Origin of the sequence: Corynebacterium sp. KPL1995, from assembly GCF_000477935.1 — a bacterium.
GTDB lineage: Bacteria > Actinomycetota > Actinomycetes > Mycobacteriales > Mycobacteriaceae > Corynebacterium > Corynebacterium pseudodiphtheriticum.
Genome location: NZ_KI515715.1, coordinates 2,295,362 through 2,309,316 on the forward strand (window position 1 = coordinate 2,295,362; position 13,955 = coordinate 2,309,316).

Sequence of the window (13,955 nt, forward strand, 5' to 3'; positions counted from 1 at the left end):
GTTAACCGCGCCAGCGCTCGTAGAGACAGCAGGCTGCAGTCACCGCAACATTGAGTGAATCAGCCCCTGCAGCCATCGGAATAACCGCGCAAGCATCGGCGGCGTTCATTGCATGCGGAGTCAGTCCAGGACCTTCCGCTCCAAGCAACAGCGCCACTTTTTCACGCCTGTTACCGCTGGGTCCCACTAATGCATCACGTAATTGCACTGCCTGTGCCCCCGGACTCAACGCAGTGACATAAAACCCTTGATTACGCAGATCAATTAAACCATGATGCCAGTTACTGAAACCACCTGGTATACGCACGCTGGGAACTCGCAGCGCTTGCCCCATGGATACCCGAATTACGCGACGATCCCAGAGGTCACCACAACCCGCACCAAAAACTAACGCATCTGCTCCTAATGAGGCAGCAGAGCGATAAATCGCGCCGATATTGTCTGGATCGCCAACACCTTCTAACACCACGATAGTGCGGGCAGGCGCGAGAATCTCTTCTGCCGATTTTGTGCCCAGTTCTACGCTGTCCGGTCGCAGCGCAACTGCCAGCAATCCACGGTGCAGCTCGAAGCCAACAACATCGCGCAGTAATACTGCCGGTAATTCATAAACCGGAATGCCTAACTGCGCAATTCTGCTCCACTGCTCCGGATAATCAGTGGCGAATTTCTGTAGTTTTTCGGCACGCCCGAAAATAGCGGCCGGGGTCACCGCTGAATCGGTACCGCACATCCGAGCAATTGGGAGCGCGCCGTCGGCAAGAATTACCGACGGCCGGGATGCCGGAATATAGTCGCCAGATGAATCAAGCTCCAACCGGGGCTGGCGGTCCGGGCGCAGGCGCGGATGGTTGAGCTGGCGGATGTCAGCTAAACGAGGATCGTCTACTTGCGCGTCGGCAAGCGTTATCACCTGCGGGACTTGGGGTTCCAACATAAACAGATGGTACCTCGCAACAGCGTCCTGCAGGGTTCGTATTAAGCGCTAGCCGACGATGGCGCGCAATGGTTCGATTGCAAAAAAGACCACAAATAGCCCGGACAGCAGCCACATGATCCAGTGAGTTTTCTGCGCTTTACCTGCAAATAAGCTCATCATCGTAAAGGCTATGACACCAACACCGATGCCGTTGACAATGGAATACGTAAATGGCATCACGAGGATCGTCAAGAACGAAGGCAGCGCAATATGGAATTTGTCCCAATCAATGTCCTTCACCTGCCCCATCATCAACACACCAACGACAACGAGGACTGGCGCAGCAGCCTCCATTGGCACAATCTCATACAGCGGAGTCAAAAACATCGCGGCCAAAAACAGCAAACCGGTGACAACATTAGCCAAGCCAGTACGCGCACCATCAGCAACACCGGCGGCAGAATCAGCATAAACCGTATTCGACGACGACGAAGTCGCGCCACCAAGCACGGCACCAAAGCCTTCAACTACCAAAGCCTTTTTCAGATTCGGCAGGTTACCTGCATCATCAACGAGTTTGCCTTGTTTGCCCAGTGCAGTCATGGTTCCCATTGCATCGAAGAAATTTGCCAACACTAGGGCGAATACCAGCAGCGTAGCGGCCAGCGCGCCTACTTCCGTAAACGCTCCGACTAGATCAATAGCGCCCACCAAAGATAAATCAGGCATACCACCCAACGAATCCGGGACGGCAGGGACCGCAAGATTCCAGCCAGTGGGGTGCGACTCTCCTGCATCATCCACCGATGGCCCCGCTTCAGCGATGGCCTCAACGATCACGGCAATAACGGTGGTGGCGACGATGCCGATAAACAAGCCACCACGAATTCCGCGGACCATCATAAAGCCACAGATCAGCAGACCAATGATGAAAACTAAGGTGGGCCAACTAGCGATGGACCCGTCAATGCCGAGCTGCACCGGAACGGTGGTGCCAGCAGCATCCGGAATACGGCGCACGAAACCGGCATCCACCATGCCGATCATGGTGATGAACAAACCAATGCCCACACCAATTGCCGATTTCATAGCAGCGGGAATGGCATGGAATACGGCTTCGCGGAAGCCTGTAACCGCCAAAATAACAATGATGATTCCGTCGATAACCACTAAGCCCATTGCTTGTGGCCAGGTGAGACCTTCTCCCATCACCAGGGTGACGGCAACCAAAGTGTTGATGCCTAGCCCCGCGGCGAACCCGAACGGATACTTCGCAATGATACCGAACAGGATCGTCATCACACCCGCGGCCAATGCGGTAACTGCAGCTACCTGTGGAATGCCGAGGACATTGCCCTCCACATCTTCGGTAGTCCCCAAAATCAGTGGATTCAAAATAATGATGTAGGCCATCGCGAAGAAGGTCACGACCCCGGCGCGAATTTCGCCTGGGACCGTGGAGCCACGTTCGCTGATGTGGAAATAGCGATCCAGGAACCCACGCTCAGTCTGCGTATTAGCTGTATTGGCTGTGGATTGCCCCATCGCGTTGTGCTGGTTCTTACCTGCTGCAGTATCTGCGTTCTGACCTGTAGCAGAGTGCGCTGGTTGTGAAGGCGGTCTTGTCATGTCCCCCATTATGAACCACATACGGCACAATAAACGACATGGGTCCCCTTACGATATTTACAGCTGACGCCCAGCGTGGTCAGCACCGGAAAATATTTTCACGGCACCGACGCTCCGCGGTGGCACTAAGCATTACTGCAATCATGTTGGCAGCAAGCTGCAGTACCTCCGATGACAGCCCTAGAAACCAAACCAAGAAAACCTCTGGAGAGACATCCCCCGCGGTGACGACTGCAAACCAGCCGTCCCAGGAGTCAATTCTCCAAGATTCACTAGCTGCTAGCTCGATAGAGCGTTTGGTCCCCCAAGTCTTTGCCGTCTACCCATTTTCCACCGAATCCTTTACACAAGGTTTAGAATTCGACGACAACGGTTCCTTATTAGTAGGCACCGGACAATGGGGGCAATCGCGTATTTATCGTGCCGACTTAGCCTCACATGAGATCACCGAACAAGCTGAGCTTGCCGACGAATTTTTCGGCGAGGGCATAACTACTACTCACAGTGGAAATTCTATTTGGCAGTTAACCTGGCAGGCTGGTGAGGCAATTCAGCGCGATCCACAAACTTTGCAAGAAATTGGACGCGCCCAATATGACGGCGAGGGCTGGGGCATCTGTGCCCGCGAAGGAGAGCTACTGGTTTCCGATGGCTCGGATACCATTACCAAGCGGGATCCGGAAACTTTTGAACCGCTGATCGGAAGGGAGTTACGTGTAACTGCCGGTGGTGTTCCCGTCGGCAAGATTAATGAGTTGGAATGCGTAGGTGATTCCGTCTACGCGAATATATTTTTGTCTGATGAGATCATTCGGTTTTCGGCGGATACAGGCGAAGTTGATGCGGTGATTGATGCTTCCGAGCTAGACAACAATGCAGCCCCAGACCCTAATCACGTACTCAACGGAATTGCTTTCCACGAAAAGAGTAGCCATTTCTTTCTGGCTGGTAAGCGGTGGCCGGATTTATATGAGGTTGAGTTTGTGCCCGTTGCACAAAACCCACACCAGTGAAAAGTAAACTTGGGGCATGGCTACCCGTAAAGAAGCGAAGCGAAAATCGCTGATCCAGGTGTTGGTACTCATCGTCGCGGTCGTGGTGGTTGCGGTTGCTGCGTTAGTTTTCCAAAATTGGTGGAAGAACCGACCAAGCGCAGATCCGCATGAGATCACGCTCCATGCCAGCGTCGGTGATCGTGAGGCTGAAATTAGCCCGTATCTGGTCTGCGAATTAGGTGAAGAATGCCCAGAGGGGCAGGTCGACGGGCTGCTTGTCGACGCAAATGAAACCCTGCACATCGACATTCCGGAGGAAGTTTATAGCTCGGACTGGCGGGTACTGCGCATCTACGATGACCCCACCGCCAACGATCAAATTTTTCACGGCGCCTATGACACCGATTCCGTAGAAATTCCCGGCACGTCCGAAGACGCCCGCCTACTCGTCGTGGAAATTTCTACGGTTCTAGTTGGCACCGATGATGCCGGCGAAGAGACCCCATATTCGGTTGTCTGGTCAATCTCCACGCTGGATGAAGAAGCAGCACAAAAACCAGCACCGGAGCAGTAGGCTGTGGGGGCTGTTAAGCGTCCAGATCCTTTGCAATAGCACGCAAGATCTCCGAAACCTGACGCCCAGTCTTGCGGTCGGGGTAGCGGCCATCTTCCAAAGCCGGCTGCACCTGGCTTTCCAGCACCGTCATAACATCAGAAACCAGCGAGTGTAGTTCTTCCGGTTTGCGAGCGATACCAGCTTTGCGCCGTGGATTGTCGAGTACTTTTACGCGGAGCGCTTGTGGCCCCCTCCGGCCGGCTGCGAAGTCGAATTCAATGCGCTGCCCTGGCAGAAGTTCATCGACGCCATTAGGAAGCACGTTCTTGCCGACGAAAACATCGTCTTCACCTGGGTTAGAAGCAAACCCGAACCCCTTTTTTGCGTCGTACCATTTCACTTTTCCGATCGGCACGATCGTCACCACCTTCACAGTTGTTGTGTTGTTTACCGTTGTTGCGCGTTCACGCCGCCTGCATGTTCAGGTTCTAAAATTTCTCCATGCGCCAGCTAGTGAGCGTAAAGGCTCCATTATATCCGGCATGCTTTTAGCCCACCAACCTTTTGCCAAGGTGATCTTGCCCGCAGGTTACAGGTCTGTGATAACGACAAGCCGTCAAAGACAACCTGCAAGGGCACCCAAGCAGCAAAACACTATGGGATACTTCACACACATTCATTACCTGCAGCTTTCAGGCGATTCAATTAACTTTCACCACATGTTTCACGATCTCGTGTCCATATTTGCGCCAAAGCGTGACACATTCGTTATAAATCGCTAGGCTTTCTAAGCAGGCACACGGTCACCATCGCGCACCTGCCACAAACAAGACCGCACTACAAACCCGAACAGGGCGCGACACGACCGGTACGATCAGTGCAACACGATCAGTGCAACAATCGTTACACCCGGGTTTAGTATGCGGCACAAGGAGAAATCCAATGGGACGCCACAGCAACGTAAAGAACAAGCGCATGACCAAACTTGCAGCAGCCACCGCCGCAGTTGGCGCTTCCGCTGCACTGTTCAGCCCAGCTGCCAACGCTGCCCCAATCTCAGACTGGGATCGTTTGGCCGAGTGTGAGGCCAACGGCAACTGGTCCATCAACACAGGAAACGGTTTCTCCGGTGGCCTGCAGTTCACCAATTCCACCTGGCACGCATTCGGCGGTGGACAGTTCGCCCCCGCTGCGCACCAGGCCACAAAATCCCAGCAAATCTGGGTCGCAGAGCGCACCTTGGCTGGACAAGGCTGGGGAGCATGGCCAGCGTGCTCAGCCAAGCTCGGTCTGAACTCTGCTCCTAACTTGGACCGCGCACCAAACGGTGCTGCGGCAGCTCCTGCACCGGCACCAGCTCAGCCGGCACAGTACGCTGGCCAGCGCGCAGCCGCTGCCCCAACTGGGGGCAATGAATTCCAAGCTATCGATGACCTCTACCAGCGCATCGAAGCCGCTTTGGCCAACTACGGCTTGGCAATTCCTGCACCAATTGCAGACGCTTACCAACACGCATTAGCACAGGCTAAAGGCGCTATCGCTGGCGCCCCAAGCCTGGAGTCTTTCTACCAAGCTAACGCCGGAGCCATCGATTCCATCCTGAACCTGCGCTAGCCCCCCCCCAAAAAAAACGCGAAGATTTGGCCACAGCCGCCATTTGGCTGCTTGGCCTACGCCATAACGACAGCGATAGATGAAGACCGTCAGTCCTAGCGAAGTTAGGACTGACGGTCTTTGCCATCTATAAACTGGCACAGCTGCGAGCACACAATGTAGGCGCGAACCGTGCTGACTAATTATTTGTTAATGCGCGTATACGGGTGCACGTAGTTCAACTTTTCGGCAGGAATCGGCAGCACCAGATCATCGCCGAATGGGCTGGAAGCGCCGGTCAATTTCGAATGTAACTCAGTGACCGGGTGATCACCGTCTTCCAGGTGAGTCGGCCATGCGGGGTTGATTTTTTCTACGTTTGCCATAAACCTCATTGTGCCAAAAATTCCCGCAAAAAGTAAGCGGGACCCCCGCAGCACTTAGCGGAGTAAAATCTAGCAGTACTATGGCTGATCACCCAATCACTCACTCGCCTGCGCCGCTTATCGAACAATGGCTACGCACCCGGACAAAATCCCAGCTCACCAAAGTTTTACAAGCCCGCTCCGATACCGCGATACCGCAGCCAAACGATCTGCACACACTAGCCCACAGGCTACTACTCCCGGCATCGTTAGCGCGAGCACTCGAGCAGTGTAACTCCATTGAGCTAGCGGTCATCGAAGCGCTCCTAGCAGCCGGGGCACATACGAAACCGGTAACGCACACGAAGTTAGTCGCGGAGCTAGCAGACACCCAGCTACGCCATGCCCACCAGAAACAGCTATCGCTTGCCGACGCTTCTGCTCCCGATACACGCAGCAGCGCTGGCGTCGACAAGCCGGCCCAGAACAGCGAAGACACAGGTCCCGACCTACTCTCACAAGTACTACTGCACTTGCACGACCGCGCGCTGGTATTTCCCTATCCGGTGGCAAAGAACAGCTCTGCCGCAGATACAGATGGCACAACGCAGCAACTGTGGGTGCCCGCACGCATAAACACGCTGTTAAACCAGCGTGATCGTTTATTGCACCAGCCATCGTTGCCCAGCGACGTCGTCGACAAGCTACCTGCGAAACATCAAGAAATCCTGCGTCGCATCCACGCTGGTGGCGGTCTCGGTACCACGAAGCACGCGCAAAGCACCGATCCGGAACACCCGATCACGCAAATGATCAGTGCCGGAGTACTCCGCGTGGTCGCCGACTCCACCGTCTCACTACCACTCACAGTGAATCGGATCCTCAGCGGTTTGCCAGCCACCGATCTGCAGTTGTTGCCTTCCTCACGAATCTCTTCCCGCTTATGGGATGACGACGCTGCTTGTCTTGCGCATTATCTTTCCGGACCCAAGCCAAATTTCTCCGAGTCCGCACAGGACAGCACAGATTCCAGCGCCACCGCAGCCGGATTGGAAGCTTGCCGGGCAGTCTCCAGCTTGCTTGAGTACTTGGGCACAAGCCCAGTACCCATGCTGAAAAACGGTGGTCTCGGGCAACGCAGCAGCAAACTGCTTGCGCAGCAGCTAGACTTCACGACCGCCAATGTCTATCGTGCGGTCGCGCTCGCCTACAGCGCCGGATTGCTCGGCACGGGAGAGCCGAAACCATTGCCTACCGCAGGTGAAGGCAATTACTTAGCCCCCACCCGCCGCGCCGATGACTGGCAGGAATCTGATTTAGCAACCAGATGGGCAATGTTGTTGCGCGGGTGGATCAACTCACCTTGGGCATGGTGGGGTTTACTACCGGATACCAGCAGCACAACCGCGCAATCATCCCGTGCAGACGGCCATCATAGGCTGTTGCACCCGGAATTTAGTCAACATCGCCTAGCGTTTTCTCGTCGACTTGTTTTACAAGGCCTTGTACGCAGCAGTGCCCAGGGATCCGTGAGCGAACCGGAACTGTGGCAGGATCTACTATTTCTCTACCCCAAGTTGATCACCCCGCACTCCCAGGTACACCTCACCCCGTTGCTACGGGAAGCAGAATGGGTCGGTGCCATCAGTAATGGCCGCCTGAGTCGCCCCGCGGTGGCTCTGCTTGCCGACGACTACGCCGAGAACAGCGCCCCCTCAGCTGCACAGCTAGACCCCCAGGACCAGAAAACTTCCGGGACGAAAGATCCCGACGATGCGGTAGTGGTTGCAACCCGCGAGCTCTGCCCGACGGCGATAAGTGAATTCATCGTACAAGCTGATTTCACGATCATGTGTCCCGGGCCGCTGGAGAATGCGGTGCGCACTGAACTGGAACTGATCGCAGATCTGGAATCGCCAGGTTTAGCCAGTCTGTATCGGATAGCAGAATCATCCATACGCCGCGGACTGGATGCGGGGCGCTCTGGCAAACAAATAATTAATTTTTTGCATGCCCACAGCTTGACGACAGTGCCAGATTCCATAATCTCGGTGATTCATGAACTTGCCCGCCATCATGGTGGTTTACGCACTGGTCCCGCAGTGTCTTACCTACGCTGTGAAGATCCGGAAACGCTAGACCTGCTAGAGCATTCCGCGGTTGCTGCAGAAATTGCCGTCCATCGCATTGCTCCTACCGTGCTGATTTCACAAAGACCAGTGGCATCAGTCGTGCAGCTGCTATCAGAGCACAGTTTTTACGCGATAGCAGAGGACAGCAACGGACATGGAGTCGACATCCGGAACAGCCCCGCTCGGGTGCCACAGCCACGCATTAAGGCGGCATCGGCTCCACGCGCGGATGCTACACGGATTGCTAGTCTCGTCGACAAGCTGCGGACAGGAGACGGTGGTGCTTCTGCAACTTCTTCCGCCGACGAAACCACGTCCGCTTCTTCGAAATCCCTCCAAGGATCAACGGAATCAAGCACATCACCCACAGAAGAGCCGGTGGCACCAACACCGATGAGCCCGATGTCTGCCACTTCGACCGCGGAAATCAGCAATACGGTGGAGTTTGCTCAACGCAGCGGCCGAACTGTCACGGTTGGCTACGCCAATAAATCCGGACAGCGTCAACAAGTCCGAGCCACTGTATTGTCAATTTTTGGCGGCAACGTCGATATCAGCGTCGCCGAGGACGGGGCCGTGCGACGGATCCCGTTACACCGGATCGTCGATATCGCTAGCTCGGACTAGTTGGTTCCGGAATAACTGCTCACGGACTAAGCTCCAGAACAGCACTGCTAAAGTCACCGAGCTTGCGCCCGAAGAACAAGAAAAATTAAGCCACCAAGATAGAGACTTTGTCATATCCGCACTCGGCGCAGCCCTGTGCTGGATCGGCAAACCCTACGTGGTGGCAGCGTTGGCACTCGACAACTGCATCGAACACTCCTGGCATTGTTTTCCTCCCTCAGACTATGCACTGCTACTCGCATCGAACTTTTACTACGGCTTGGTTGCACATTAACCCGTGCGTAACGGTGATGCTAGTTGCCGGTCTATTAGAAACCATCTGATCCGCCGCAGCCCAGCACTTCTCGCAGGCTAGTACCATAGAAAAGACTGTATGTTCGAGAAAGGAGCAACATTCGTGTCTTTTGGCGATGGCCCGTTGATCGTGCAATCAGATAAAACCTGTTTGCTTGAAATTTCCCACCCGCAAGCAGATGCCGCACGGGCTGCGCTCTCGCCTTTTGCGGAATTAGAGAAAGCTCCCGAACATGTACATACCTACCGAATTACCCCCTTGGCTTTGTGGAATGCGCGTGCCGCCGGCTTTGATGCTGAGCAGGTAGTCGATGTGCTGGAAACTTACTCAAAATTTCCGGTTCCGCAATCACTGCTGGTTGATACCGCTGAAACGATGTCGCGCTATGGTCGCTTACGGCTACAAAATCACCCCACCCAGGGGCTCATTCTAGAAACCACCGAGCGAACCGTACTCGAAGAGGTCTCCCGGCACCGCACCATTGCCGGAATGCTCGGAGCGCGCATTGATGATGACACGTTTTCAGTCCCACCTTCAGAGCGTGGACGGCTCAAACAAGAATTACTGAAAGTCGGCTGGCCCGTCGAGGATCTTGCGGGTTACGTGGACGGCGAAGCACACCCAATTTCTTTATCCACAGAAACCGTCGACTGGCAACTGCGTGATTACCAGAGTTACGCCACCGAATCATTCTGGGAAGGCGGATCAGGCATAGTGGTACTGCCATGTGGCGCAGGGAAAACGATGGTAGGCGCGGCAACAATGGCGAAAGCCCAGGCGACGACTTTAATTCTAGTAACCAGCACGATCGCTGGGCGCCAGTGGCGCGATGAGCTTATCCGGCGTACCAGCCTGCAGCCCGCAGAAATCGGCGAGTATTCAGGCGAAAAGAAGGAAATCAAGCCGGTTACTATCGCCACGTATCAGGTGGTCACCCGCAAGACGAAGGGGGAATATCGTGCACTAGAGTTATTTGATTCGCGGGATTGGGGATTAATCATCTATGACGAAGTACATCTGCTGCCAGCACCGGTATTCCGAATGTCTGCGGACCTACAATCAAGGCGGCGTTTAGGACTAACAGCAACCTTAATCCGGGAGGACGGCCGCGAAGGCGATGTCTTCTCATTAATCGGCCCCAAGCGGTACGACGCCCCATGGAAAGAATTAGAATCCCAGGGTTTTATTGCCACCGCAGAGTGCATCGAAGTCCGCGCGGATATGCCGAGTAGCGAAAAAATGGAGTATGCGACTGCCTCGTCGAAAGATCGCTACCGCCTGGCAGCTTGCTCGCAGGTAAAATTCGAGGTCGTCGACAAGATCCTCAACAAACATTCCGGCAAGCAGACTTTATTGATTGGTGCATACCTTGATCAATTACAAACCCTCGCTCGACGCACCGGAGCCCCACTCATTGATGGGCGAACGTCTGCGGCTAAACGAGAAAAACTATTTGCGCAATTCCGCACGGGTGAAATTACAACCTTGGTGGTATCAAAGGTAGCGAATTTTTCAATCGATCTGCCGGACACCGCCGTCGTTGTCCAGGTGTCGGGTACGTTTGGTTCCCGGCAAGAGGAAGCCCAACGGCTAGGCAGGTTGTTGCGGCCGAAATCTACCGGCGAAATTGCCTATTTTTACACGGTGGTCACCCGAGATACTGTCGATGCAACTTTCGCGCTGCACCGGCAGCGATTCTTAGCTGAACAGGGCTATGCCTACAGGTTAGTCGACGCAGACGACATTCCAAGCTTAGGAATGCTGGAAGATTAAGGCAGTTTCTAGCCCAACTGCAGCTATAAATTTATTTACCCCTCCGCACACCTGACGGCACAAGCCAGTCCGTCCTCCAAAGACGAGCATTTTAAGGAGTAAGCCATGAAAATGAAGGTATTCAAATTCGACGTCGACGAGGCTTTCGCGAAACAGCATAACGAAATGTTGCGGGATTCGCGGCGGCTATTGGTATCTGGGTTGTTGCTCGGCGGATTACTGCTCATCGCTGGAATCCTCGTTGCGGTATTCGTGCAACCTATATGGAGCATTACTGTGGGGCTCGGTTTAGGCTTATTCGGCATAATGATGGCGATAGTCGGCGTCGCAGGCTCGAGAAAGGTAGGCACAGCACAGCAGCTGTATGACCGTTACCCATTAGCACCGGCGGTAATCGCAAAAGTCAATGAGAGAGACATGGTGATCATGGCGCTGGTGAATTCAGCCACCGATCCGAATGCGGAACCACGCCCCGCTCTGGCGCTACGGACGGTCTCCAATATTCCCGGTCTGGAGCACAAAAAGAAGGGCGCGCAGATTCCGGTCGCAGCAGTCACGGGGCGTTTGCAGCGTAATTCTTCAGGTCCGGATACTTGGGCACAGATTAGCCCGATGCCAATTGCTTGGGGCACACCGGACCCGGAGGTGGTACGTGTCGCGAGAACCTCAATCCCACATGAGCAATGGGCAAAGCTGCAAAAAAATATAGAGAGGCTAGAAGACGTGCAGAAAACGCGGATGGATTTATTGCACCTGGATTAAGCGGCCGCAACGGTCAAGAACCTAAATAAACTGGCGTACCAACGCGACAACGGCCACAAGCACAATAACGCCTTTGAGAACGCGATTAGAAACTTTCTTAGCGATCCGTGCCCCAAGTACCCCACCGGCTAAACCGCCAATCGCCAGAATCAATACACCAAACCAAAGAACGTCAGCGCCGAAAAATACAAAAGCTCCGAAATAAACTAAGGCCGCGGTGACATTGACGATCATCGATAGCAGATTTTTCGCTGGATTTACGTCTTTAAAGGAGCGTCCGGTGCCAACACCTAAGATTGCCATGTAGATGATGCCTTGCGCGGCTGTGAAGAAACCGCCATACATCGCTGCTAAACCCATGGGGGCTATTAAGGCGGGTTTGCGGTACTGCGTACCTATGGGTTCGTACAGTGGCGGAATGTTTGTGTTTTGACGACTGCTATGGCTGGATCTGTTTTTCCACTGGGAAAGACCCCGTACGATGTGCGGTTGGAATATGACTAGGATTAGCGCAAAGATAATTAAAATTGGAATCACAAAGTCAAGGGCTCGCGCAGAAGCACCTAAAAGCAGCAACGAGCCAATGGCGGAAAAGAGCACGGTCGCGATGACCATCGGTGCTAGGTAAGGGAGTTCACGCGCAATCTCACGGCGAAATCCATATACCGTCCCGAAGGATGCAAACATCATTCCAATAGTGTTGGTGCGAACTGCTACTCCGGGTGGAATTCCTAGCGCGAGCAATACGGGGAGGGTAAGGAGCGAACCGGATCCAACAGCAGAATTAATGATGCCTGCGAGTACGCCCATGACAAGCAGAAGAATTCCAGATAGTGGATCCACGGTAACTCCTAGTTGTGAGAGCTGTTATAGTCTGTGGTTTGTTTGAGAATACCTGATACAGACTCTAGAGACATACAGCAACTCAGCTAGCACACCGCGAAATATATCTTCAACAAATTGGGTGTGGATATGTTTGTGGCCCGTGGTCGAATGCACCAACAAGGTGCACCCAACCACGGGCCAAACAAACAACCAAACATGAAATTATACAGTGTCGGCAGCAACCTACTCTCCCACACCCTCCCGAGTGCAGTACCATCAGCGCGACGCAGGCTTAGCTTCCGGGTTCGGAATGGGACCGGGCGTTTCCCTGCCGCTATCAACCACCGACACAACCAACCAGACAACACACAAACAAATCATGTGCCCGTCAACCACACAAACACGGCGTGGTGTGTCAAACACTGCATAGTGGACGCAAAGCACAACAAAAATTAATCTCTCACGAAAAACACCAGCCAAAAACCGGCATGTTGTAGTAGTTCGGTGAATTAGTACCAGTCACCTCCACGCCTTACAACGCTTCCAGATCTGGCCTATCAACCCCATAGTCTCTAGGGCACCTAATAACGAAACCTCATCTCAAAACAGGCTTCCCGCTTAGATGCTTTCAGCGGTTATCCCTTCTACACGTAGCCAACCAGCCATGCCACGGGCGTGACAACTGGCACACTAGAGGTGTATCCATCCCGGTCCTCTCGTACTAGGGACAGCCTTTTTCAAGTTTCTACGCGCGCGGCGGATAGAGACCGAACTGTCTCACGACGTTCTGAACCCAGCTCGCGTGCCGCTTTAATGGGCGAACAGCCCAACCCTTGGGACCTACTCCAGCCCCAGGATGCGACGAGCCGACATCGAGGTGCCAAACCATCCCGTCGATATGGACTCTTGGGGAAGATCAGCCTGTTATCCCCGGGGTACCTTTTATCCGTTGAGCGACACCACATCCACAAGTAGGTGCCGGATCACTAGTCCCGACTTTCGTCCCTGCTCGAGCAGTAACTCTCACAGTCAAGCTTCCTTGTGCACTTACACTCAAAACCTGATTGCCAACCAGGCTGAGGAAACCTTTGGGCGCCTCCGTTACTCTTTAGGAGGCAACCGCCCCAGTTAAACTACCCACCAGGCACTGTCCCCAACCCAGATCATGGGCCAAGGTTAAGGTATCCGATCAAGCCAGAGTGGTATTTCAACAACGACTCCACACACACTAGCGTGCATGCCTCACAGTCTCCCACCTATCCTACACAAGCCAAACCGAACACCAATACCAAGCTATAGTGAAGGTCCCGGGGTCTTTTCGTCCTGCCGCGCGTAACGAGCATCTTTACTCGTACTGCAATTTCACCGGGCCTGTGGTTGAGACAGCAGGGGTCTCGTTACGCCATTCGTGCAGGTCGGAACTTACCCGACAAGGAATTTCGCTACCTTAGGATGGTTATAGTTACCACCGCCGTTTACTGGGG

The 13,955-nt window shown here is 54.1% G+C and carries 11 protein-coding genes and 2 rRNA genes (1 of these 13 cut by a window edge); 6 read left to right on the plus strand and 7 right to left on the minus strand.

Translation table 11 applies throughout. The features are described 5' to 3' along the window. Position 1 precedes the first annotated feature (1 nt). Complete coding sequence (locus tag HMPREF1292_RS10225; RefSeq protein ID WP_023019803.1) at positions 2 to 937, minus strand: RNA methyltransferase; 936 nt, start codon at positions 935 to 937, stop codon at positions 2 to 4. A 48-nt stretch (positions 938 to 985) separates the two neighbouring features. Further along, a complete protein-coding gene (locus HMPREF1292_RS10230) occupies positions 986 to 2,464 on the minus strand; it encodes an NCS2 family permease (protein WP_027017623.1) in 1,479 nt (492 codons plus the stop codon). A gap of 122 nt (positions 2,465 to 2,586) precedes the next feature. On the opposite strand from HMPREF1292_RS10230, the gene HMPREF1292_RS10235 reads away from it, so the two are divergent. Both HMPREF1292_RS10235 and HMPREF1292_RS10240 read left to right on the plus strand, forming a co-directional pair. After that, positions 2,587 to 3,561 carry a glutaminyl-peptide cyclotransferase gene (locus HMPREF1292_RS10235; protein WP_081703748.1) on the plus strand — a complete coding sequence of 325 codons (975 nt, stop codon included), beginning with the start codon at positions 2,587 to 2,589 and terminating at the stop codon, positions 3,559 to 3,561. 16 nt (positions 3,562 to 3,577) lie between these two features. Continuing rightward, positions 3,578 to 4,117 (plus strand): DUF2771 domain-containing protein, encoded by a 540-nt coding sequence (locus HMPREF1292_RS10240; protein ID WP_023019805.1) that lies wholly within the window; start codon positions 3,578 to 3,580, stop codon positions 4,115 to 4,117. 13 nt (positions 4,118 to 4,130) lie between these two features. Here HMPREF1292_RS10240 and HMPREF1292_RS10245 read toward each other — a convergent pair whose 3' ends face one another. Next, a complete protein-coding gene (locus HMPREF1292_RS10245) occupies positions 4,131 to 4,514 on the minus strand; it encodes a cold-shock protein (RefSeq protein ID WP_023019806.1) in 384 nt (127 codons plus the stop codon). 527 nt (positions 4,515 to 5,041) lie between these two features. Between HMPREF1292_RS10245 and HMPREF1292_RS10250 the strand changes: the two genes are divergently transcribed. Further along, the gene (locus tag HMPREF1292_RS10250) at positions 5,042 to 5,713 is read left to right on the plus strand and encodes a resuscitation-promoting factor Rpf1 domain-containing protein (protein WP_023019807.1); all 672 of its coding nucleotides are present in this window, start codon (positions 5,042 to 5,044) and stop codon (positions 5,711 to 5,713) included. A 182-nt stretch (positions 5,714 to 5,895) separates the two neighbouring features. Here the strand turns inward: HMPREF1292_RS10250 and HMPREF1292_RS10255 are convergent, their stop codons facing one another. After that, entirely contained in the window at positions 5,896 to 6,078 is a 183-nt protein-coding gene (locus HMPREF1292_RS10255; RefSeq protein WP_021352193.1) for a hypothetical protein, read from the minus strand. An 80-nt stretch (positions 6,079 to 6,158) separates the two neighbouring features. Here HMPREF1292_RS10255 and HMPREF1292_RS10260 point away from each other — a divergent pair, with 80 nt between their 5' ends. The 3 genes from HMPREF1292_RS10260 to HMPREF1292_RS10270 all read left to right on the plus strand — a co-directional run bounded on the left by HMPREF1292_RS10260 (position 6,159) and on the right by HMPREF1292_RS10270 (position 11,646). Continuing rightward, complete coding sequence (locus HMPREF1292_RS10260; RefSeq protein ID WP_023019809.1) at positions 6,159 to 8,816, plus strand: helicase-associated domain-containing protein; 2,658 nt, start codon at positions 6,159 to 6,161, stop codon at positions 8,814 to 8,816. Between the two features lie 397 nt (positions 8,817 to 9,213). After that, the gene (locus HMPREF1292_RS10265) at positions 9,214 to 10,884 is read left to right on the plus strand and encodes a DNA repair helicase XPB (protein WP_023019811.1); all 1,671 of its coding nucleotides are present in this window, start codon (positions 9,214 to 9,216) and stop codon (positions 10,882 to 10,884) included. A gap of 111 nt (positions 10,885 to 10,995) precedes the next feature. Further along, positions 10,996 to 11,646 carry a DUF3239 domain-containing protein gene (locus HMPREF1292_RS10270; RefSeq protein ID WP_034646233.1) on the plus strand — a complete coding sequence of 217 codons (651 nt, stop codon included), beginning with the start codon at positions 10,996 to 10,998 and terminating at the stop codon, positions 11,644 to 11,646. 21 nt (positions 11,647 to 11,667) lie between these two features. Here the strand turns inward: HMPREF1292_RS10270 and HMPREF1292_RS10275 are convergent, their stop codons facing one another. The 3 genes from HMPREF1292_RS10275 to HMPREF1292_RS10285 form a co-directional block, all read right to left on the minus strand. After that, positions 11,668 to 12,489: a sulfite exporter TauE/SafE family protein gene (locus HMPREF1292_RS10275; protein WP_021352197.1), complete on the minus strand. Its 822-nt coding sequence runs from the start codon at positions 12,487 to 12,489 to the stop codon at positions 11,668 to 11,670. A gap of 212 nt (positions 12,490 to 12,701) precedes the next feature. After that, positions 12,702 to 12,820: ribosomal RNA gene (rrf, locus tag HMPREF1292_RS10280) — 5S ribosomal RNA — on the minus strand. 139 nt (positions 12,821 to 12,959) lie between these two features. Further along, positions 12,960 to 13,955, minus strand: a 23S ribosomal RNA gene (locus HMPREF1292_RS10285); it runs 2,059 nt beyond the window's last position.

What these genes read in the sequence shown, in the direction of transcription:
- HMPREF1292_RS10225 (WP_023019803.1), bottom strand. Translation starts at nt 937, where the DNA reads ATGTTGGAACCCCAAGTCCCGCAGGTGATAACGCTTGCCGACGCGCAA.
- HMPREF1292_RS10230 (WP_027017623.1), bottom strand. Translation starts at nt 2,464, where the DNA reads ATGGGGCAATCCACAGCCAATACAGCTAATACGCAGACTGAGCGTGGG.
- HMPREF1292_RS10235 (WP_081703748.1), top strand. Translation starts at nt 2,587, where the DNA reads ATGGGTCCCCTTACGATATTTACAGCTGACGCCCAGCGTGGTCAGCAC.
- HMPREF1292_RS10240 (WP_023019805.1), top strand. Translation starts at nt 3,578, where the DNA reads ATGGCTACCCGTAAAGAAGCGAAGCGAAAATCGCTGATCCAGGTGTTG.
- HMPREF1292_RS10250 (WP_023019807.1), top strand. Translation starts at nt 5,042, where the DNA reads ATGGGACGCCACAGCAACGTAAAGAACAAGCGCATGACCAAACTTGCA.
- HMPREF1292_RS10255 (WP_021352193.1), bottom strand. Translation starts at nt 6,078, where the DNA reads ATGGCAAACGTAGAAAAAATCAACCCCGCATGGCCGACTCACCTGGAA.
- HMPREF1292_RS10260 (WP_023019809.1), top strand. Translation starts at nt 6,159, where the DNA reads ATGGCTGATCACCCAATCACTCACTCGCCTGCGCCGCTTATCGAACAA.
- HMPREF1292_RS10270 (WP_034646233.1), top strand. Translation starts at nt 10,996, where the DNA reads ATGAAGGTATTCAAATTCGACGTCGACGAGGCTTTCGCGAAACAGCAT.